The organism is Rhodanobacter umsongensis, from assembly GCF_042654965.1.
GTDB lineage: Bacteria > Pseudomonadota > Gammaproteobacteria > Xanthomonadales > Rhodanobacteraceae > Rhodanobacter > Rhodanobacter umsongensis.
Window position 1 is genome coordinate 199,438 of sequence record NZ_JBHSMK010000005.1, and the last position, 20,578, is coordinate 220,015.

At 67.4% G+C, this 20,578-nt stretch carries 19 protein-coding genes; 8 read left to right on the plus strand and 11 right to left on the minus strand.

What is annotated here, in order from left to right:
- Positions 1–61: 61 nt before the first annotated feature.
- Genes fucP through ACFPME_RS10090 form a run of 4 tightly spaced genes read left to right on the plus strand, consistent with a single transcriptional unit; the run spans position 62 to position 5,503 of the window.
- Entirely contained in the window at positions 62–1,318 is a 1,257-nt protein-coding gene (fucP, locus tag ACFPME_RS10075) for an L-fucose:H+ symporter permease (protein WP_377305417.1), read from the plus strand.
- 1 nt (position 1,319) lies between these two features.
- Positions 1,320–2,300 carry a carbohydrate kinase family protein gene (locus tag ACFPME_RS10080; RefSeq protein WP_377304775.1) on the plus strand — a complete coding sequence of 327 codons (981 nt, stop codon included), beginning with the start codon at positions 1,320–1,322 and terminating at the stop codon, positions 2,298–2,300.
- The gene (locus ACFPME_RS10085; RefSeq protein WP_377304778.1) at positions 2,297–3,508 is read left to right on the plus strand and encodes an AGE family epimerase/isomerase; all 1,212 of its coding nucleotides are present in this window, start codon (positions 2,297–2,299) and stop codon (positions 3,506–3,508) included. Before ACFPME_RS10080 ends, ACFPME_RS10085 begins: the two co-directional genes overlap by 4 nt.
- A gap of 24 nt (positions 3,509–3,532) precedes the next feature.
- The gene (locus ACFPME_RS10090; protein WP_377304780.1) at positions 3,533–5,503 is read left to right on the plus strand and encodes a M1 family aminopeptidase; all 1,971 of its coding nucleotides are present in this window, start codon (positions 3,533–3,535) and stop codon (positions 5,501–5,503) included.
- Between the two features lie 57 nt (positions 5,504–5,560).
- Here the strand turns inward: ACFPME_RS10090 and ACFPME_RS10095 are convergent, their stop codons facing one another.
- Genes ACFPME_RS10095 through bufA2 form a run of 4 tightly spaced genes read right to left on the minus strand, consistent with a single transcriptional unit; the run spans position 5,561 to position 8,508 of the window.
- Entirely contained in the window at positions 5,561–6,481 is a 921-nt protein-coding gene (locus ACFPME_RS10095; protein ID WP_377304782.1) for an AraC family transcriptional regulator, read from the minus strand.
- A 57-nt stretch (positions 6,482–6,538) separates the two neighbouring features.
- Positions 6,539–7,330, minus strand: a complete 792-nt coding sequence (locus ACFPME_RS10100) for an HvfC/BufC family peptide modification chaperone (RefSeq protein WP_377304785.1) — start codon at positions 7,328–7,330, stop codon at positions 6,539–6,541.
- Complete coding sequence (bufB, locus tag ACFPME_RS10105) at positions 7,327–8,175, minus strand: MNIO family bufferin maturase (protein WP_377304787.1); 849 nt, start codon at positions 8,173–8,175, stop codon at positions 7,327–7,329. The genes ACFPME_RS10100 and bufB overlap by 4 nt, the downstream gene beginning before the upstream one ends.
- Positions 8,176–8,229: 54 nt before the next feature.
- Positions 8,230–8,508, minus strand: coding sequence for a BufA2 family periplasmic bufferin-type metallophore (gene bufA2, locus ACFPME_RS10110; protein ID WP_377304789.1), 279 nt, complete (start codon positions 8,506–8,508; stop codon positions 8,230–8,232).
- Positions 8,509–8,781: 273 nt separating this feature from the next.
- Here bufA2 and ACFPME_RS10115 point away from each other — a divergent pair, with 273 nt between their 5' ends.
- The 3 genes from ACFPME_RS10115 to ACFPME_RS10125 all read left to right on the plus strand — a co-directional run bounded on the left by ACFPME_RS10115 (position 8,782) and on the right by ACFPME_RS10125 (position 10,422).
- Complete coding sequence (locus ACFPME_RS10115; protein ID WP_377304791.1) at positions 8,782–9,243, plus strand: DoxX family protein; 462 nt, start codon at positions 8,782–8,784, stop codon at positions 9,241–9,243.
- Positions 9,244–9,319: 76 nt separating this feature from the next.
- The gene (locus ACFPME_RS10120) at positions 9,320–9,694 is read left to right on the plus strand and encodes a thioredoxin family protein (RefSeq protein WP_377304793.1); all 375 of its coding nucleotides are present in this window, start codon (positions 9,320–9,322) and stop codon (positions 9,692–9,694) included.
- Positions 9,694–10,422 (plus strand): cytochrome c biogenesis CcdA family protein, encoded by a 729-nt coding sequence (locus tag ACFPME_RS10125; protein WP_377304795.1) that lies wholly within the window; start codon positions 9,694–9,696, stop codon positions 10,420–10,422. The genes ACFPME_RS10120 and ACFPME_RS10125 overlap by 1 nt, the downstream gene beginning before the upstream one ends.
- Before the next feature lie 103 nt (positions 10,423–10,525).
- On the opposite strand, the gene ssb is transcribed toward ACFPME_RS10125, so the two are convergent.
- Entirely contained in the window at positions 10,526–11,035 is a 510-nt protein-coding gene (gene ssb, locus ACFPME_RS10130; RefSeq protein ID WP_377304797.1) for a single-stranded DNA-binding protein, read from the minus strand.
- 279 nt (positions 11,036–11,314) lie between these two features.
- A complete protein-coding gene (locus tag ACFPME_RS10135; protein ID WP_377304799.1) occupies positions 11,315–12,577 on the minus strand; it encodes an MFS transporter in 1,263 nt (420 codons plus the stop codon).
- 120 nt (positions 12,578–12,697) lie between these two features.
- Between ACFPME_RS10135 and ACFPME_RS10140 the strand changes: the two genes are divergently transcribed.
- The gene (locus ACFPME_RS10140; protein ID WP_377304801.1) at positions 12,698–13,621 is read left to right on the plus strand and encodes a LysR family transcriptional regulator; all 924 of its coding nucleotides are present in this window, start codon (positions 12,698–12,700) and stop codon (positions 13,619–13,621) included.
- 61 nt (positions 13,622–13,682) lie between these two features.
- Here the strand turns inward: ACFPME_RS10140 and ACFPME_RS10145 are convergent, their stop codons facing one another.
- The 5 genes from ACFPME_RS10145 to kdpB are packed head-to-tail and all read right to left on the minus strand — an operon-like array spanning position 13,683 to position 20,578.
- Positions 13,683–14,378, minus strand: coding sequence for a response regulator (locus ACFPME_RS10145; protein ID WP_377304803.1), 696 nt, complete (start codon positions 14,376–14,378; stop codon positions 13,683–13,685).
- 24 nt (positions 14,379–14,402) lie between these two features.
- The gene (locus ACFPME_RS10150; protein WP_377304805.1) at positions 14,403–17,078 is read right to left on the minus strand and encodes an ATP-binding protein; all 2,676 of its coding nucleotides are present in this window, start codon (positions 17,076–17,078) and stop codon (positions 14,403–14,405) included.
- 39 nt (positions 17,079–17,117) lie between these two features.
- A complete protein-coding gene (gene kdpC / locus ACFPME_RS10155) occupies positions 17,118–17,702 on the minus strand; it encodes a potassium-transporting ATPase subunit KdpC (protein WP_377304807.1) in 585 nt (194 codons plus the stop codon).
- 9 nt (positions 17,703–17,711) lie between these two features.
- Positions 17,712–18,509, minus strand: a complete 798-nt coding sequence (locus ACFPME_RS10160) for a TorF family putative porin (protein WP_377304809.1) — start codon at positions 18,507–18,509, stop codon at positions 17,712–17,714.
- Positions 18,509–20,578 (minus strand): potassium-transporting ATPase subunit KdpB, encoded by a 2,070-nt coding sequence (gene kdpB, locus ACFPME_RS10165; protein WP_377304811.1) that lies wholly within the window; start codon positions 20,576–20,578, stop codon positions 18,509–18,511. Before kdpB ends, ACFPME_RS10160 begins: the two co-directional genes overlap by 1 nt.

Sequence of the window (20,578 nt, forward strand, 5' to 3'; positions counted from 1 at the left end):
GACACCGACTTCCGGCAACAGCGAGCTGCCTGTTGGCGGCGAGCGCTACACCGATAACCCGATGGCGCTGGGCGTGCTCACCACCATCTTTTTCATGTGGGGCTTTCTCACCTGCCTCAACGACATCCTGATCCCGCACCTGAAGTCGATCTTCCAGCTCAGCTACGCGCAGGTGATGCTGGTGCAGTTCACCTTTTTCGGTGCGTATTTCCTGATGGCCTTGCCGGCCGGCAGGCTGGTTGCCGCCCTGGGCTACAAGAAGGGCATCGTCGCCGGCCTGGCCGTCGCCGGCATCGGCGCGCTCGGGTTCTGGCCGGCGGCCGACCTGCATCTTTATCCGGCCTTCCTCGGCGCGCTGTTCGTGCTGGCCACCGGCATTACCGTGCTGCAGGTAGCCGCCAACCCTTACGTGGCCCTGCTTGGCCCGGAGCGCACCAGCTCCAGCCGGTTGACGCTCGCGCAGGCGTTGAACTCGTTCGGCACTTTCCTGGCGCCGTGGTTCGGCGGCCTGCTGATCCTTTCCAACGTGGTGAAGAACCCGACCGAGCTGGCGGCGCTGGCGCCCGCCGAACAGCTGGTCTACCAGACCCAGCAGGCGCAAGCGGTGCAGGGGCCGTATATCGGACTGGCCGTGGTGCTGTTCCTGCTGGCAGTCTTCGTGTGGCTGTTCCGGCTGCCGGCACTGACCGAGGCCACCGACAAGGGCGACCACGCCAGGCACGGCTTCGCCGAGGTGCTGCGCCACCGGCATGTGCTGTTCGGCGTGCTCGGCATCTTCTTCTACGTCGGCGCCGAGGTGTCGATCGGCAGCTTCATGGTCAACTACCTGTCGATGCCCGACATCGGCCACATGAGCGAGCAGCAGGCCGCGAAGTACGTGTCGTGGTATTGGGGTGGCGCGATGGTCGGGCGCTTCATCGGCTCGGCACTGATGGCGAAGTTCTCGCCGCGGCTGCTACTGGCGCTGTTCGCCGCGATCAACGCCTTGCTGGTACTGACCACGATGCTGAGCAGCGGCGGCGTGGCGATGTACAGCATCATCGCGATCGGCCTGTTCAACTCGATCATGTTCCCGACCATCTTCGCGCTCGGCATCGAGCGGCTCGGTCCGATGACCAGCAAGGCCTCCAGCCTGCTGATCATGGCCATCGTCGGCGGCGCGATCATTCCGCCGCTGCAGGGCGTGTTCGCCGACCACATCGGCCTGCATCACGCGTTCTTCCTGCCGCTGCTGTGCTACCTGTACATCGTGTTCTACGGCATCAGCGGCTCGCGCATCCGCAGCGTGCCGGCAACGGACGCCGGCGGGAGCCACTGAGATGACGCCACGTCCCATCCTGTGTTTCGGCGAGGCGTTGATCGACCTGCACGCCAACGGCAACGACGAGCGCGGCTTCGCAGCCAGCTTCGTGCCGTTTGCCGGCGGTGCGCCGGCCAACGTGGCCGTCGCCGCCGCGCGGCTCGGCGGTGACGCCCGTTTCGCCGGCATGCTTTCGCGCGACCGCTTCGGCGATTTCCTGCTCGACAGCCTGCAGCAGGCCGGCGTCGGCACCGATGACGTCGTGCGCACGGCGACGGCGAACAGCGCGCTGGCCTTCGTCACGCTCGATGCCCACGGCGAGCGCAGCTTCAGCTTCTACCGCGAGCGCTCGGCCGACCTGCTGTTCCGCCCGGCGGATTTTCGTGCGGACACGTTCCGCGACGTCGCCGTGTTCCACGTCTGCTCCAACAGCATGACCGACCCGGCGCTGGCCGACACCACCCGCGAAGGCATGCAGCGTGCACGCGGCGTGGGCGCGCTGGTCAGCTTCGACGTGAACCTGCGCCCGGCGCTGTGGCCGGCCGGCACCGATCCCGTTCCCTTGCTGTGGCCGGCACTGCACCTGGCCGACGTGGTGAAACTGTCGGCCGAGGAATTCAGCTGGCTGGCGGTGGACGGCGAACAGGCCGCGCTGGATCGGTTGTGGCGGGGCCGCACCCGGCTGGCGGTGGTGACCGATGGCGACAAGCCGGTACGCTGGTTCCACCCCGACGCCGAGGGCGAACTGCCGTGCTATGCCGTCGCGGCGGTCGATTCCACGGCGGCCGGCGATGCCTTCGTCGGCGGCCTGCTGTGCTGTCTGGCCGAGCTTCCGCCCAGCGCCGAACGGATCGACCGTCTGGTCAGCGAACTGCCGCGGCTGCACGCGATGCTGCGCTTTGCCGCCGCCTGCGGCGCGCTGACCGTGACCCGCCAGGGCTCGTTCGCCGCGATGCCGCGCGGCGACGAAGTGCTGGCCTTCATGGAACAGCAGGCATGAGCATGGCGCCCGACTTCCGTTCCGCCAGCTTCCTGCGCGAGCACATCGCACGGACCATGGCGTTCTACCACCCGCGTGCGATCGACCCGGCCGGCGGCTTCTTCCACTATTTCAAGGACGACGGCACGGTCTACGACCGCCGCCACCGGCACCTGGTCAGCAGCACGCGTTTCGTCTTCAACTACGCGATGGCGGCGATCGAGTTCGACAACCAGGAGTACGTGGATGCCGCGCGCCACGGCCTGCGCTACCTGCGCGAGGTGCATCGCGACCCGTACACCGGCGGCTACGCCTGGACGATCCGCGACGAGCAGCCGGAAGACCGCACCAACCATGCCTATGGCGTTGCCTTCGTGCTGCTCGCCTACGCCAGCGCGCGCAAGGCCGGCATCGCCGAGGCCGCCGCCTGGATGGACGAAACCTGGAACCTTCTGGAGCAGCGCTTCTGGGACGCCGGCGCCGGGCTGTACCGCGACGAGGCCGATGCCGACTGGCACTTCAGCGACTACCGCGGCCAGAACGCCAACATGCACATGTGCGAAGCGATGCTGACGGCCTACCAGGCCAGCGACGATCCCCGCTACCTGGAACGCGCATACACCCTCGCCGACCACATGACCCGCCGCCAGGCCGCGCAAGCCGGCGGACTGGTGTGGGAACACTACGACAGCCACTGGAACATCGACTGGGACTACCACCGCGACGATCCGAAACACCTGTTCCGCCCGTGGGGCTTCCAGCCCGGCCACCAGACCGAATGGGCCAAGCTGCTGCTGATCATGGAGCCGCTGCTGCTGGAACGCGGCCGCGAGGAAAACTGGCTGGCGCCGACGGCGAAGCAGCTGTTCGACACCGCGCTGGCGCGAGCCTGGGACAACGAGCACGGCGGCATCTGCTACGGTTTCGCGCCCGACGGCAGCGTCTGCGACGACGACAAGTATTTCTGGGTGCAGGCCGAATCGCTGGCCGCCGCCGCGCTGCTGCACGCGCGCACCGGTCTGGCCGTGTATGACGATTGGTACGGGAAACTGTGGACGTATGCGTGGCAGCATTTCGTCGATCATCGGTACGGCGCGTGGTACCGCATCCTCACCCGCGACAACCGCAGATACGACGACGAGAAAAGCCCGGCCGGCAAGACCGACTACCACACCATGGGCGCCTGTTACGAGGTGCTGGCGCTACTGCGCGCCGGCGGCCTGCCGTAACTCGCCCCTTCCCCAAGGCAACGCATGAATAACCTCCCGCTCTCCCTCGCCGCCGCGGCCGCCGTGCTGCTGGCCATGCCGGCCTTCGCGGCCGACACCGCACCGGCGCGCTTCAATCCATTGCAGGCCTTCGCGCCCTACAGCTATCCGCAACCGGCCACGGCGTATCGCTCGGCCAGCGGCAAGCCCGGCCCGCTGTTCTGGCAGAACCGCGCCGACTACCAGATCAAGGCCACGCTCGATCCGGCCACGCGCCTGCTCAGCGGCAGCGAGGTGATCAGCTACACCAACCGCAGCCCCGACGCGCTGGACGTGCTGTGGCTGCAGCTGGACCAGAACCGCTATCGCAAGGACGCGCGCGGCGCCTTCACCGGCAAGTTTCCCACCGAGTTCACCGACGGCTACCGCATCGACTCGGTCGAGGTCGACGACGGCGCCGGGCATCTGCAGAAAGCCGCGTGGCTCGTTTCCGATACCCGCATGCAGGTGCAGTTGCCGAATGCGCTGAAGGCGGCGGGCGGCCAGCTGAAACTGCACATCCGCTGGAGCTTTACCGTGCCTGGCGAGTTCGGCGGACGCATGGATGTCAACGCCAGCAAGAACGGGGAAATCTTCGAGATCGCGCAGTGGTACCCGCGCATGGCCGTGTACGACGACCTGCGCGGATGGGACACCGCGCCCTACCTCAACAGCGAGTTCTATCTCGAATACGGCGATTTCGATTACGCGGTCACCGTGCCGTGGGACATGATCGTGGCCGGCTCCGGCGAACTGATCAATCCGCAGGACGTGCTGACCAGGACCGAACAGCAGCGGCTGGAACAGGCCCGACACAGCGACAAGACCGTGGTGATCCGCAGCGCGGACGAAGTCACCCAGCCATCCAGCCGTCCAAAAAACAGCGGCACGCTGACCTGGCGTTTCCGCATGCACAACACCCGCGACGTCGCGTTCGGTGCTTCGAAGGCATTCGTGTGGGACGCCGCGCGGATCAACCTTCCGGAAGGGAAGACGGCGCTGGCGATGTCGGTCTATCCGGCCGAAAGCGGCGGCGATGCGGCGTGGGGCCGCGCCACCGAGTACCTCAAGGCCTCGACCGAATACTTCTCCAAGCAGTGGTACCCGTACCCGTGGCCGGTGGCGATCAACGAAGCCGGTACCGCCGGCGGCATGGAATATCCCGGCATCACGTTCGACCACAAGCTCGCCAAGGGCAAGAACCTGCACATGGTCATCGCGCACGAGATCGGGCACATCTGGTTCCCGATGATCGTGGGCAGCAACGAGCGCCGTGCCGCGTGGATGGACGAAGGCTTCAACACCTTCATCGACGTCTACGAGGACGACGCCTTCAACCACGGCGAATACGCGCCCAAGCGCGACAGCGAATACGCGCCCGGCGGCGGCAATCCGGCCGACGAGATCGCCGCCGTGCTCGCCGATCCCGCCGCGCCCGCCCTGCTCAACGGCGCCGACATGACGAGCGAGAAGTACCGTCACCCGATCAGCTACTTCAAGGGCGCGTTCGGCCTGGTGCTGCTGCGCGAGCAGATCATCGGGCCGGAACGCTTCGACCCCGCGTTCCGCCGCTACATCGCCACCTGGGCGTACAAGCACCCCAGCCCGTCGGACTTCTTCCGCTTCATGGAAAGCGAGACCGGCGAGGACCTGGGCTGGTTCTGGCGCGGCTGGTTCGAACACAACTGGCAGCTCGACCTGGCCGTGCAGAAAGTCGCCTACACCGGAGGTGACTACCGCAAGGGCGTCGACATCACCGTGGCCAACCTCGACCAGCTGGTGCTGCCAGCCACCCTCGAAGTGATCTACGACGACGGCAGCAAGCAGGACGTGCGCGTGCCGTGGGAAACCTGGCAGCAGCACCGCAGCTACGTGATCCATGTGGACGGCACGCGCATGATGAAATCCGTCACCATCGATCCGGCGCATGCGCTGCCGGATCAGGACCGGAGCAACAACATCTTCGTGCCGAAGTAGGTCGGGCCAACCCGGCGCAGGCGGCGGACAAGGACATCCGCGTGCGCCGCCCGTCGTTCAATCGGGAATCGGGCCGGCACCTTCGATCCGGATGCGGCCGGGACTGACTCCGCTCACCCGCTTGAACAATCGCCGAAACGCCGCCTCGCTGCTGTAACCCAGCTGCTGGGCGATGTCCGCCACCGATTGGCGGCGGTCGCGCAGCAACTGTTCGGCCACGGTCACCCGCCACTGGGTGACGTATTGCATCGGCGGCATCTTCATCAGATGGGTGAAACGCTCGGCGAAGGCCGAGCGCGACATGCATGCCAGCGACGCCAGCGATTGCATGGTCCAGCCGAACCCCGGGGTATCGTGCACCGCGTGCAGCACCTTGCAGATGCGCGGATCGGCGAGTGCGGCGAACAGGCCGCGATGCTCGCCGGCGCGGCTGGCGTAATCGCAGATGGCCAGCGTGAACAACGCGTCGGCCAGTTTGTTCAGCAGTACCTGCCGACCGACCAACCCCGCATCCACCATCTCCACCATCATGGCGGACAACTGCCGGAACGTGGCGCCGGCCTGCTGCGAGCGCGTCACGAAAAAGGGGGGCAGTGCATGGCTCAGCGGGTGATGCGCGTTGCCGAGAAACTTCAGTTCGCCACAGATGAAACTGGTTCGGTCCGGCTGCGCCGGTCTGTCCCGCGCGTCGACGCTCAGGCGATGCGCGTCGCCCTGCGGCAGCACCACCAGGTCGCCCGCTTCCAGTTGCACCGGCTCGCCCAGCGCAGGGCATTCGAAAATGCAGCGGCCCGCGCCGACCAGATGAAACAGGCCGCAGGTGTAGCGGGGCTGGCTGAGAAACCACGAGCCGCAGCGATGCAGCTCGGCGACCACATCCACCCGCAGCATCGATTGATTGAGCAGCGATTCCAGCGCCGGCGCGACCAGCCGCGGCGGTGTCCCCTCGGGCAGTTCAGGATGCGGTTCGATATACACAGGCGACCCCTCCATCGCATGTTCTGTGCATGTTATTCGACGGCTGCGTGGCCGCGGTTACATGGATTCCTGCTGCAGCCTCCAGCCAGCCATCAGCCCGTCATCGATCCATCGGCGCAGCATTTCCGCCATGCGCGACAATGCGCTCGCCGGATCATGATGCTCCGCCAGCCGCTCGCACAGCAATGCAAACGATTCGTCACGCATCGCAGCGGCCAGCGTGCAGCGCTCGTCGTCCTCGATCGCCCGATAATGGACCGCCAGTGCCTGGCGCCAGACCAGCAGATGATGCGGCCGCCCGCGGCTGCGCAGCCGCGGGCGCGGACCGCCCGCATCGGCGGCGCGGCGGAACGCGTCGACGTTCGCGGTGAAGGACAGCACCTGAAGATGGGCCTGCGGACGAAGATGCATGTCAGCCCACGCCGCGGCGGGCACACCGGACAGATCCATCGCGACCGTCGCCGTCTCGTCCGCGGCATCGAAGGCGGTCGAGATCGCCCAGTCCAGCCGCGCCATCTCAGCGAGGGCGGGTCGCTCGCACCATGGCCGTGCATACTCCAGGAAAGCCGGAAGTCCGGCGCCATGCCAGCGAATGTTGTAGTGGCCGGACGGATGCGCCGCGACATAGCTGTCCAGGAGGCGCTCGAAGCGCTTCCCGGCCAGCAGACCCAGTCCGGGGTATTCCGCCGCAAGCGCATCGCGCAGACGCAGCCGATAGCCCTGACGATAGACGTCCATCCGTCGGGAGGTATCCACGCGGTCATCGCCGCGCAGCTCGCGCAGGCGCGACGGGTTGTCGCCCAGCACGGCCTGCAGAGTGCGCTGCTGCAGCGCCCGCAACCTGTTCATGCAGCGTCCTGCCACAGCGGCATCGCCAGCCTGCGTGCGTGTTCCAGTTCGGCCAGCAACTCGGCCAGCGGCGGCATGTGGTCGTCACGCTCGATCATCGTCGAGACGCGGCCGAAGCGCTTGACGGCCTCGACATACAGTTGCCACACCGTATCGACGACGGGCGCGTCGTGTGTGTCGATCAGCAGATCGCCGCCCTGCTCGTGGCCGGCCAGATGAAACTGCTGGACCCGCGCGGCAGGCATGCCGCCGAGGTAGTCCAGCGGCGAGAAACCGTGGTTGTGCGCACTGACGTGGATGTTGTTGATGTCGAGCAGGATCAGGCAATCCGCGCGCTCGGCCACGGCCGACAGGAACTCCCACTCGCTCAGTTGCGCATCGGCGAAGCGGATGTAGCTGGACACATTCTCGAGCAGGATGCGGCGGCCCAGCACGTCCTGCACCTGGCTGACGCGTTCCACCACGTGGGCCAGCGCCTCTTCGGTATAGGGCAGCGGCATGAGGTCGTGCAGGTTCACTCCCTGCACGCCGGTCCAGCACAGATGATCGGATATCCACGCCGGCTCGACCCGGTGGGCCAGCGCCGCCAGTCGCGCCAGGTAGCCATCGTCCAGCGGATCGGTGCTGCCGATCGACAGCGATACCCCATGCATCGCCAGCGGAAAGCGCTGGCGGAAACGATCCAGCCAGACCAGTGGCAGCCCGCCGGGCACCATGTAGTTCTCGGAGATGATTTCCAGCCATTCGACTGGGCCGGGTTGGTCGAGCAAGGCTTCGTAGTACTCCACGCGCAGGCCCAGGCCGTAACCGAGACAGGGCAGAGGATGCGGGATGCACGCGTTCATGGGCATGTCCGGAAGGGCGGGCCTGCAGCACGCACCGCAGGCCCGCCCTGCCTGTCAGGGAGCCTGTTTCGCGGCGGTCTGCGCCGCGCTGCAATCCTGCTGGGTCTTCTGCATGGTGAAGCCCTGGCCCTTGCACGAGTTCTGGCCCTTGCACGAGTTGCTGGCCTGCTTGCAGGCACCGCGTCCCTTGCAGGACGACGAATGCATGCATTTGACGGCGGCGGTGTCGCCGGTGGCGGCCTTGTCGGCGGCAACCGCCGACATGGAGGTGGCTGCGAACAGGCCGGCGACCAGGATCGCCATGGCGCCGCTGTTGAACGAGTTGCTCTTCATCGATAACTCCTCAGGAAGGTTGGGCGCCGCGGGCGCGACGCATCTCGTGACTGACCGGCCGACGCGATGCGCGGTTGTTCCGGCGTGCGCATTCTCGGCACTTCGACACGCGCCGACTGTTCCCGCGCATCCCGATTTTGTGCCCGATCGTCCGGCATCCCGCACAGCCATCCACGACCGGACGCATGGCAAGAAAGCATGGACGCAGGAACATGGCGCACACGGGATCGGTGTCCCCATGATGCGGGCCTCTTTCATGCTCAGGACTTCACGATGGCATCGTTCCTCGCCACCCGCGCCTCGCGCCTGCTCGATACCTTGCATGCCATCCGCTGGCTGGGTCCGCTCGTGCTGCGACTGGTATTCGGCTACTTCTGGCTGGAGACCGGCATCGCCAAGGTGCACAACCTGGACGTCTTCACCCAGCGTTTTATCGGATGGGGCATTCCGTTTCCGGCATTCAGCGCAGGGCTGTCGGCATGGACCGAGCTGCTGGGCGGCCTGCTGCTGATGCTCGGCCTGTGCACGCGGCTGGTATGCATCCCGATGATCATCAACATGGCGGTGGCTGTCGGCCTGGTGGTGTCGAGCAACCTGATGGGGCTGGACGACTACGTCGAAGCCGATGAAATCGTCTACAGCCTGATCTTCTTCTGGCTGCTCATGGCCGGACCGGGCAAGGCCAGCCTGGACACGCTGCTGGCGCGTGGGCTGGGCATCCGCGCGGCCCAGTGAACGGCGCCGGCACAACGCCGGCGGCGCTCCGCGGCACCCCTGTCAACTCGTGCAAAGGTGACTCGTGAAATCACGCGTGGGAAAACTTCTGTGCAGCATCGCGCTGCTGACGCTGAGCCTCGCGGCGCTGGCCGGCGAATTGCCGTTCGACCAGGCGCAGTTCGAGCAGGCCCGGACTGCCGGCAGGCCGGTGGTGGTGTTCTTTCATGCCGACTGGTGTCCCACCTGCCGTGTGCAGCAGCCGATCATCAACCGGCTGAGTGCGGAACCGCAGTTCAGGCCGCTGACCATCTTCGTGGCCGACTACGACAGCGAAGTCGCGCTGGAAAAATCGCTGAACGTGACCCAGCAGTCGACCCTCGTGGTATTCCGGCAAGGACGGGAGGTGACCCGATCCACCGGCCAGACCGGGGAGGCCGCCTTGCGCGCGACGCTGCAACAGGCGTTGTGATGGAGTTCGGCCTCGCCACGTACGCGCTGGGATTCCTGGCAGGCGCCGCATCCATCCTGTCGCCCTGCGTGCTTCCGATCCTGCCGCTCCTGGTGGGGTCGGCGCTGTCTGCCCATCGCCTGGGGACGGCAGCGTTGGCGCTCGGCCTTGCCTTGTCGTTCGCGCTGGTCGGCACCTTCATCGCGAGCGTCGGGGCATCCATCGGCCTGGGCGCGGAAACGATGCGGCACACCGCGGCCGCGATGATGGTCGGGTTCGGTGTGATCATGCTTTCGCCGCCGCTGCAGGCGATGTTCGCGCGGGTCGGTGCCCGCGCGGGCTCCACCGGGCAGCAGGTGCTGGGCACGGTCAGGGGCGACGGGCTGAAGAGCCAGTTCCTGATCGGGCTGTTGCTGGGGCTGGTATGGAGTCCGTGCGTCGGCCCCACTCTTGGCGCCGCCACCACCCTGGCAGCTCAGGGCCGCGAGCTGCCCCAGATCGCCATGCTCATGCTTCTTTTCGGGTTGGGCGCCGGATGCCCGCTGCTGGTTCTCGGCGGCATGTCGCACGCCACGACGATGCGCTTCCGTGGCTCTCTCGCCTCGCTCGGCCGCACCGCGAAAACAGCGATGGGCGTGCTGTTCGTGCTGCTCGGCCTGTTGATACTGACCGGCCTCGACCGCCGGCTGGAAACGGCGATCCTGGCCATCAGCCCCGACTGGCTGAACCGGTTGACGACCTCGCTGTAACAGATGAATCGGAAGTGGCCCACCCTCGAGCGCCGGTCGCGCACAGCAGAAAGCCCGCGCGAGGCGGGCTTTCTCATGGCATCGGCGCAGCGATGACCGCGTCTTAGAACGGAATCTCGTCATCGGCAAAACCGCTGTCCGCGGGGGCCGGTGACTGGCGCTGCTGGCTGCCGTAATCGTCGCCACCACGCGACTGGCCGCCGCCCTGGCGCTGACCGCTGCCGCTACTTTGCGGGCGCTCGCGCGGAGCACCGCCACCACCGCCACCGCCACCCTCATTGCCGCCGAGCATCTGCATCTCGCTGGCGATGATGTCGGTGCTGTAGCGCTCGATGCCCTGCTTGTCGGTGTACTTGTCGGTGCGCAGCGAGCCTTCGATGTAGACCTGGCGGCCCTTCTTCAGATAGTCGCCGGCGATCTCGGCCAGCCGCCCGAACAATTTCACGCGGTGCCATTCGGTCTTCTCGACCTTCTCGCCGCTCTGCTTGTCGGTCCAGCTTTCCGAAGTGGCCAGGTTCAGCGTGGTGACGGCGGTGCCGCCGCCGGTGTGGCGCATTTCCGGATCCGCGCCAAGGTTGCCGACCAGGATGACTTTGTTGATGCCGCGTGCCATGGGATGTCCTCGTTGGGTCGGCCGTACGTCAGGAGTAGTTACGGCCGATGTGGTGAATCTGGCTGGCTATCATAACCTTGCCGGCCATCGAATCCACCTGCCGAAAACCCGTTGTCGCGTGGTCCCGCACCGCCGTGGGTCGTCTGTGGCGGAAGGCGGGTGCCGCAAGGGTTCTGGCCGTCGTCAGCGCCGAGCGCGGGTTGTACGGCTCGGTCCCCGGTGGCAAGCCATCGCGCGAAAGGCCGGCTTTCCCACGGTATCCAGGACCGGTTGCCTGGCTCAGTCCGCGTCGAGCCGGTAGCGCCTTGCCAGCATGTCACCGACGAATGCCAGCGCGCTGAAGGCCAGGCAAAGCGCGCAGATGCCAGTCCATCCCGCGATCGCCCACATCACGCCGGCGCTCGCGGCACCGATGCCGCCCCCGATGAAGAACACGCCTACGAAGAGGCCGTTCAATCGGCTGCGCGCGCCCGGGTCAAGCATGTTGATCGCGCGGCGGCCGAGGGTCTGGTCACCGATGGCGCCCGCATCGATGATGATGGCGGCGGCGACGAGCAAGGCCAGCGCAAGGGCCGGATGTGCTGCGATGTCCAGGCCGAGCCAGCCAGTGCCGGCGATACCGGCCAGCACGCTACCGGCGAGCAGGCAGGCATGGGCGATGGGCATGCCCGCGGCGCTGTACCCGCGGTCTCCGGCGTTGCCGGCCAGCGGCGCAATGACGATGCCGGCCACCCCGGCGAACGCGAACATGGCCAGGCCGTTGCTGCCCAGCGAGAAAGGTGCCTGCACCAGGCGCAGCCCTATGCCGGTCCAGAAGGCGCCAAACGCGGCCATCACGATGGCGGCGGAATACGCATAGCGACGCAGTACCGCCTCGCGCCGCCACAGTGTCCACAGCGATGCGACAAGCGCCGGATACGGCTGGGCGCTTGCCGGCTGGCGCAAGGGCAGCCAGCGCCACAGCGCGACGGCAAGCAGTGCATCGAGTCCGGCAAGCATGCCGTAGAAGGCGCGCCAGCCCAGCGTGCCGGCCACGAGGCTGGCCAGCGGGCGTGAGAACAGGATGCCCAGCATGACGCCGCTCATTACGTTGCCCACGGCGCTGCCGCGGCGGTCGGGGTGCGCCATGGCCGCCGCCAGCGGTACCAGGATCTGGATCGCACACGATGTCGTGCCGGCGAAGCAGATGGCGAAGAAAAACAGCGATGCCGTCGGCGCCACCGCCGCCAGTGCCAGCATCAGCGCGCAGGAGAGCAAGGTCACGACGGTGAGCCGGCGGTTTTCCAGCAAGTCCGCGAGTGGCACGACGAAGAGCATTCCCACCGCGTAACCGAGCTGCGGAAGCATCGCAACCAGCCCAACGAGTGACGCAGGCAGATGCAATGCGCGGGCGACGGGACCCGTCAATGGCTGCGCCGCCGTGAGGTTGATGATGATGACGCTCACCGCAAACGCGAACAGCGCGGTCAGCGGGCCGGTCAATGGAGGCGTCGGTGCGCGCGCCTCTCCCATGGCGAGCTGGTGCGGGGAATCGAAGCGCATCGCGGAGGCCCTTTTCAAACGAGAGGCGACCGATGTTAAATACACGCATATAATGCTTCAATTGAATAATATTCATAGTCAATATGTGCATTCGACAATATTCCCGGAAAGGCCCACTCCATGAACACCCGTGACATAAGCGCGTTCATCGCGGTCGTCGAGACTGGCTCGATCGTGCAGGCGGCCGCAGCCATGCATCTCACGCAGCCGGCCGTAACACGCCGCATGCAGAGCCTGGAAATGCTGCTCGGCGTCGAATTGCTGGACCGGCAATCCAAACCGCTGCGTCCAACCGCAGCGGGGCGCGAGGTTTACGAAAAGGGACGCCAGCTGCTGCAGGCCGAGGCGGACCTGATGGCGCATGTCCGGGAAGATGTCGAGCCGTCCGGTGAGCTGCGGCTGGGCATGCCGCCCTATCTCGCCGACTTGACCCTGGCCGCACCGGTGGATGGCCTGCGCGAACACTTCCCCCGGCTCACGCTGCGCATCCGGACCAGCTGGTCGCAAAGCCTGGTCGAGCACGTCGAGCAGGGCATGCTCGATGCCGCCGTCATCGGGTACGCGGAAGACACAACACCGCCCACCGGCCTGACAGCCCACGCGTTCAGCCGGCAACCGGTCAGGGTCGTGGCGTCACCTGCCCTGAACCTGCGTACGCGGGTCAGCTTGAAGGATCTTTCCGCCTTTCCCTGGGTCCTCAGCCAGAACGGCTGTGGCATGCGCTCCGCGCTCCGCCGCTCGATGGAAGCGCAAGGGCTGCCGTTCGACGTCGCGGTCGAAGCCATCGGTGCCGACCTGCAACTGTCGCTGGTCTCGCGCGGCGCGGGGGTCGGCATGATCACCGCCGACCTGCTCGCATCGAGTGCGTATCGGGAAACACTGAAGGTACTCAGCGTGAGCGACTTCAAGTCCGATATCGTTGCATGGCTCGTCCACCGCCCGTTGCCGCCACGGCTCAAGGCACCCGTAGCGTTGCTGCTGCAGGAACTGAAGAAGCTCGCGAGCAGGCAATCCGGCGCACCGCGTGCGGGAAAGCGGGCCTGAAACAAAGTCCCCTGCGCCACGCCAGGAACCGTTCCGGGCCGTCAGCCATCAGGGAGCGACTTCAGCTGCCGCCGAGAAACCGATAGCCCACTCCCGGCTCGGTCTTCAGCCAGCGCGGCGAGACGGGATCGTCGCCCAGCTTCTGGCGCAACTTGCCCAGCACGATGCGCAGGTAGTGGGTGTCCTGCACATGGGTAGGGCCCCACACCTCGCGCAGCACCTGCTGCTGAGTCACCACGCGGCCGCTGTGGTGCAGCAGCAAAGCCAGCACGGCAAATTCCTTGCGGGTGAGCGACAGCAATGCGCCATCCAGAAGAACCTCGCGGCGCGCCATGTCGATCGCGAGGTGGCCGTCGTCGTAGCGTGGAGGCATGTCCGGTTCGCCGGGCCGGTGACGCAGCAGCGCGCGCAGGCGCGCCATCAGCTCCTGGATACCGAACGGCTTGGTCACGTAGTCGTTGGCGCCGTGGTCCAGCGCGCGCACCTTCTCGCTCTCGGTGTCGCGCGCCGACAACATCAGCACCGGCACCTGGCTCCACTGGCGAAGTTCGGCCAGCACGTCGTGGCCATCGCGATCGGGCAGGCCGAGGTCGAGGATCACCAGATCAGGGGACCGCGTTGCCGCCAGCGCCAATCCTTCCGTCGCGTTGGCCGCCAGCAGCACTTCGTAGCCCTCGGCGCGCAGGCCGATGTCGAGGAAGCGGCGGATCTGCGCCTCGTCATCGATCACCAGGATGCGCGGTGCTGCTGAAGTCATAAGGACGGCGTCATGGGAACGGAGTCATGGGTTCGCGTCGGGCGGCGCCGGCAACGGCAGGCTGATGCGGATGGTGGTGCCGATGCCGTCGCCGGGCAAGGCCTCCACGCTGCCGCCATGCGCACCGATCATGCCGCGGCAGATCGCCAGGCCAAGCCCGGTGCCTGGCCCGGTACCTTGCGGCGCACGGTCGCCGCGCGATACCGAATAGAACATGTCGAAGACGCGCGAGCGCTCGTTCTCCGGGATGCCCGGCCCGCGGTCGCCGACGTCGATCTGCAGGCGGTCGTCGATACTGCGCACGGTCACGCGCACGGCTTCGCCCGGCGGCGAGAAACGTGCGGCGTTTTCCAGGATGTTGAACAGTGCCTGCTCGATCAGCGCCGGATGCACGTACAGCAACACGGGATCGTCCGGCGTCAGCACCTCCACGCGCAGGTCGGGGAAAAGTTTGCGCAATCGGGCCACGGCCGCGGCGACGATCTCCGCGCTGTCGGTCCAGTCGCGGTTGAGTTTCAGCGTGCCGTGGCCGAGACGGGTCATGTCGAGCAGGTTCTGGATGTAGCGATCGAGGCGCTGGCCCTCGCCGAGGATCGCCTCCAGCAGTTCGCGCCGCTCACCCGGCGGCAGCTTGTCCTCGTAGCTGACCAGCGTGCCGGCGGCGCCGATCATCGAGGCCAGCGGGGAACGCAGGTCGTGCGACACCGACGACAGCAGCGCGTTGCGCAGGCGTTCGGTCTCGCCCTGCACGCGTGCGCCCTCGAGTTCATCCGACAATCGCGCACGTTCCAGCGCCTGGCCGATGTCCTGGATCATCGCCAGCGCGAGGCTGCGCTGGTCGGGGTCAGGTTCGCCCAGCGCGGGGTCGAAACACAGCGCCACCGCACCCAGCGGTCGGCTATCGCTGCCCAGCGGCAGTACCCAGCATGGCGCGCCGTTCAAGGTGTCGGTGTAGCGACCGGCCTGCTCGCCGTGCCGGTCGCTCCAGTCGGCGGCAGCCAGATCCTGGGTGGACAGCGCGCGTCCCGGCGGCACGCTCGCCACTACCCGGAGCACCTGCTCCGCATCGCGGGCGAGGATCGCCGCGTCGCAACGCAACGCCTGCGCCAGCGCCCGGCTGCCGGCGTCGCGGATACCGCCGGCGTCGGTGCTGGCGCTCAGCTGCTGGCCCAGCGTCAGCCGCATACGCGCCTGCACGTGGGCGCTGCGCAATGACTCCACCTGGCTGGCCAGCCTTGTGGCGAGTCGGCTGCACACCAGTGCGGCCACCAGGAACAAGACCACTGCCAGCACGTCGTCGACGTTGGCGATCGCCAGCGTGTAGCGCGGTGGCGCAAAGAAGAAGTTGTAGCCCACAAAACACAGGACGGCCGTATAGACGGCTACCGCCATGCGCGTTCTCACTGCCACCACCAGCACCGCGGTGAGGAAGATCAGCGACAGGTTGGCCACCGACAGGTAGCGATCGGCCACGAATGCCAGGCCAAATGCGACCAGTGTGGCGAGCGTGGCATACAGGTATTCGCCGCGCGAACCGCGTTCCCGCGGCAGCCGCAGCCGCCGGCGCGCCTTCGCCCGCTCGACCGGGGTGGCGATGATGGTCAGCTCCATGTGGGCACCGCGGCGCAGCAGCAGCTGGGTCAGTGAGCGGCCCAGCACGCGCGCCACCAACCTTTCGCGCGTACGCCCGAGGATGATCTGGCCGACGCCCTCGCGATCGGCATGCGCCAGCAGTTCGTCGGCAATCGCGTGGCCGCGCAGGATGATCGCCTCCCCGCCGAGCCGGCGGGTCAGCCGCATCGCTGAATCCAGCTGTTCGCGCCGCGCCGGATCCAGCCGGCTGCCGGTATCGACAAAGGCCGCGCTCCACGGCGCGCCGCGGCGTTCGGCAATGCGCCGCGCCACGCGCACCAGGTACTCGCTTTGTGCATGGCCGTCGATCGCCGCCATCACGCGGCGGCGCACCGGCATCGCGCCGCCGCGCGCCAGCACGCGCTCGCGCAGGTCGCTGTCCACGTGGCCTGCGATGGTGTCCACCGCCAGTTCGCGCAGCGCCGCCAGGTTGGTCGGCGAGAAGAACGCATCCAGCGCCGCCGCCGCGGCCTCCGGCACGTAGACCTTGCCCTGCTTCAGTCGCGTGATCAGCTCGCGCGGCGGCAGGTCGACCAGCACGATGTCGCGGGCGCGGTCGAGGAATGCGTCCGGCACCCGCTCGCGCACGTTGACCCCGGTGATCCGGCGCACCTGGTCGCCGAGGCTTTCCAGGTGCTGCACATTGAGCGCGGTGTAGACCTCGATGCCGGCGTCCAGCAGCTCGGCGATGTCCTGCCAGCGCCGCTCGTGCCGCCCGCCGGGCAGGTTGCCGTGCGCCAGTTCGTCCACCAGCAGCACGGCCGGATGCCGCTCCAGCGCGGCGTCCAGGTCGAACTCCGTGAACTCGCGGCCCCGATAGTCCACCTTGCGGCGCGGCAGCACCTCCAGCCCTTCCAGCAGTGCCTCCGTCTCGGCGCGGCCGTGCGTTTCGACCAGGCCGATCACCACGTCCACGCCCTGCCGCTTCAGCTCGCGCGCGGCCGACAGCATCGCGTAGGTCTTGCCGACGCCAGGCGCAGCGCCGAGGAACACCTTCAGCCGCCGGCTGTCGTCGTGCACCGTGCCGAGCAAGGCATCGGCGCGGGCTTCGCGTGAGGGTTCGCTCATGCCAGGGTCGGTCCGTGGAATGGCGCTACGGTAGCGCGATCAGCTGCCGTGCGCCTGCGCCGCATCCAGCGCCAGGTTGAGCTGCAGCACGTTCACCCGCGGCTCGCCGAGCAGGCCGAACTGGCGACCGCGGGTGCACGCGTTCACCAGCGCCTGCACCCGCGCAGGACTCAGCCCGCGCACCCTTGCCACCCGCGTCAGCTGGTACTGCGCCGCGGCGGGACTGATGTCCGGATCGAGTCCGCTGCCCGAGGTGGTGACCAGGTCCACCGGCACCGGCGCATTGTTGCCTGGGTCGGCCGCACGCAGCGCGGCGATGCGCTGCTTCACCGCCTCGGTCAACGCCGGGTTGGTCGGGCCCAGGTTGGAGCCCGACGAGGCTGTGGCGTTGTACGGATTCGGCGCGGTGGCCGATGGCCGGCCCCAGAAGTACTTCGGCTCGGTGAACGATTGCCCGATCAGGGCCGAGCCGACCGGCTTGTCATCTTTCGCGACCAGGCTGCCATTGGCCTGGCCGGGAAAGATCAGCTGTGCCAGCCCGGTGACGGCCAGCGGATAGAGCACACCGGTGATCGCGGTCATCATCAGCAGCAGGACGATGGCTTGGCGCAATAGCTTGCTCATGGGACGTCCTCAGAAACTTCCTTGCAGCATCAGGAAGCCGCGCGTGCCGCCGACGTTGCGGGTGTCGCCCGCATCGAGAAGGCTGGACGCGCGGCGGTAGATATCCGCGTTGGTGGCGCAGGTGACGCCCGCACTCAGCGACCAGCGCGTGGCGACCTGATACTTCAGCGTGGCGCCGACATCGCTGTAGCCGGGATCGCGCTCGCCCTTGGCCAGCGGCGCCACCAGCGTGGTGGTGTAATGCGTGTGACCCGCATGCAGCGCCAGGCTCCACGCATCGTTCAACGGGAACGCGGCGTCCAGTTGCAGATAGCTGGTGCCCCTGGAATCACTGCGATAACCCTGCTCCGTGTCCACCGCGAAATAGTCGGTGAGCGCGCGGCTGTACTTCAGCGTGAACTGCTTCCAGCTCAGCGCGACATTGGCCTCGACGGTGTTGAACGAGCGCGATGCGAGCCCGGCCCGGTCGAGGTTGGCGCCCGGGTAGACATAGGCATAGAGGCCGGCGCGCCATGACCAGTCGCGGTTGATCGCCTGGCCGTAGCTGGCATACAGGTCCAGCTCCATCGCGCCGCCGGGATAGCTGCGCTCGCTGATGCTCGAACCCCAGAAGCCGGCCGCGAAGCCGTTCGGCCCGGCGTAGTCGGCGCCACCCTGGATCGCCGGCCGGCCCCAGCTCTGGGTGAGGCCGCGGAACAGGTAGTCGGAAGTCAGCGCGACATTGCCGGTGATGCTGCTTGCCGGCATGCCGCTGGCGAGGCCGGGAACGAGTGCCGCAGCGAACATGGCGATGGCGAGGGCGCGCATCAGGACAGCCCCAGCAGGACCAGCGACAGGTCGACCAGCTTGATGCCGAGGAACGGCACCACGATGCCGCCCAGCCCGTACACCAGCAGGTTGCGGCGCAGCAGCGCGCCGGCGCCGAGCGCGCGGTACTTCACGCCCTTCAGCGCCAGCGGAATCAGGCAGACGATGATCAGCGCGTTGAAGATCACCGCCGACAGGATCGCGCTCTGCGGCGTGGCCAGATGCATCACGTTGAGCGTGTTCAGCGCCGGGTAGGTGGTGGCGAACGCGGCCGGAATGATCGCGAAATACTTGGCGATGTCGTTGGCGATCGAGAACGTGGTCAGCGCGCCGCGGGTAATCAGCATCTGCTTGCCGATCTCCACCACCTCGATCAGCTTGGTCGGGTTGGAGTCGAGGTCGACCATGTTGCCGGCTTCTTTCGCCGCCTGCGTGCCGGTGTTCATCGCCACCGCCACATCGGCCTGCGCCAGCGCCGGCGCGTCGTTGGTGCCGTCGCCGCACATCGCCACCAGGCGATTCTCGGCCTGGATGTCGCGGATCAGCTTGAGCTTGGCTTCCGGCGTGGCCTCGGCCAGGAAGTCGTCGACGCCGGCCTCGGCGGCAATCGCCGCGGCGGTGAGCGGGTTGTCGCCGGTGATCATGATGGTCTTGATGCCCATCTTGCGCATCTCGGCGAAACGCTCCTTGATGCCCGACTTGACGATGTCCTTGAGCTCGATCACGCCCAGCGCGCGGTCGCCGTCGGTGACGATCAGCGGGGTGGCGCCGCGGCGTGCGACCTCCTCGGCGATGCGCCTGACCGGCGGCGGCAGATGGCTGGCCTGCGCTTCCAGGTACCGTTCCACCGCATCAAGCGCGCCCTTGCGGATGTGCCGCTCGCCCACGTCGACACCGCTCATGCGGGTCTGCGCGGTGAACGGCACGAACTGCGCCGCGGCCGCGGGTGCCGTCTCGCGCAGGCCGAAGCGCTCGCCGGCCAGCACCACGATGCTGCGGCCTTCGGGCGTCTCGTCGGCCAGCGAGGCCAGCTGCGCCGCTTCGGCCAGCACGCTCTCGGCGATGCCCGGCGCCGGATGGAACGCCACCGCCTGGCGGTTGCCCAGGGTGATCGTGCCGGTCTTGTCCAGCAGCAGCACGTCGACGTCGCCCGCCGCCTCCACCGCGCGGCCCGAGGTGGCGATCACGTTGGCGCGGATCATCCGGTCCATGCCGGCGATGCCGATCGCCGACAGCAGCGCCCCGATGGTGGTGGGAATCAGGCACACCAGCAGCGCGATCAGCACGGTCAGCGTGATCGGGTTGCCGCTGCCGGCGGCCTGCACGCTGTAGATCGAGTACGGCAGCAGGGTCGCGCAGGCGAGCAGGAAGATCAGGGTGAACTTGGCCAGCAGGATGGTCAGCGCGATCTCGTTCGGCGTCTTGCGGCGCCTGGAACCTTCCACCATCGCGATCATGCGGTCGAGGAAACTCTCGCCCGGATTGCTGGTGATGCGCACCACCAGCCAGTCCGACAGCACGCGGGTGCCGCCGGTGACCGCGCTGCGATCGCCGCCGGACTCGCGGATCACCGGCGCGGATTCGCCGGTGATCGCGCTCTCATCCACGCTGGCCGCGCCGATCACCACCTCGCCGTCGCCGGGCATCTGCTCGCCCGCCTCGACCAGCACGTGGTGACCGCTGCGCAGTTCGCTGGACGGTACGAAGGTGATCGCCGCATGGCGGTCAGCTGTAGCCAATTTCTTCGCGATGACATCCTTGCGCGAGCCGCGCAAGGCATTGGCCTGCGCCTTGCCGCGCCCTTCCGCCAGCGCCTCGGCGAAGTTCGCGAACAGCAGGGTGAACCACAGCCACAGGCTGACCCAGAAGATGAAACCGGTCGGCGCCTCGCCGTGGCCGGCGAGCGCCTGCGCCCACAGCAGGGTGGTCAGCACGCTGCACACGAACACCACGAACATCACCGGATTGCGGAACTGCACCCGCGGCGACAGCTTGCGCAACGAATCGGCCATCGCCATGAAAACCAGCTCGCGGCTGAAGCCACTCGCTGCTTGCGTTTGTGCGGTCAT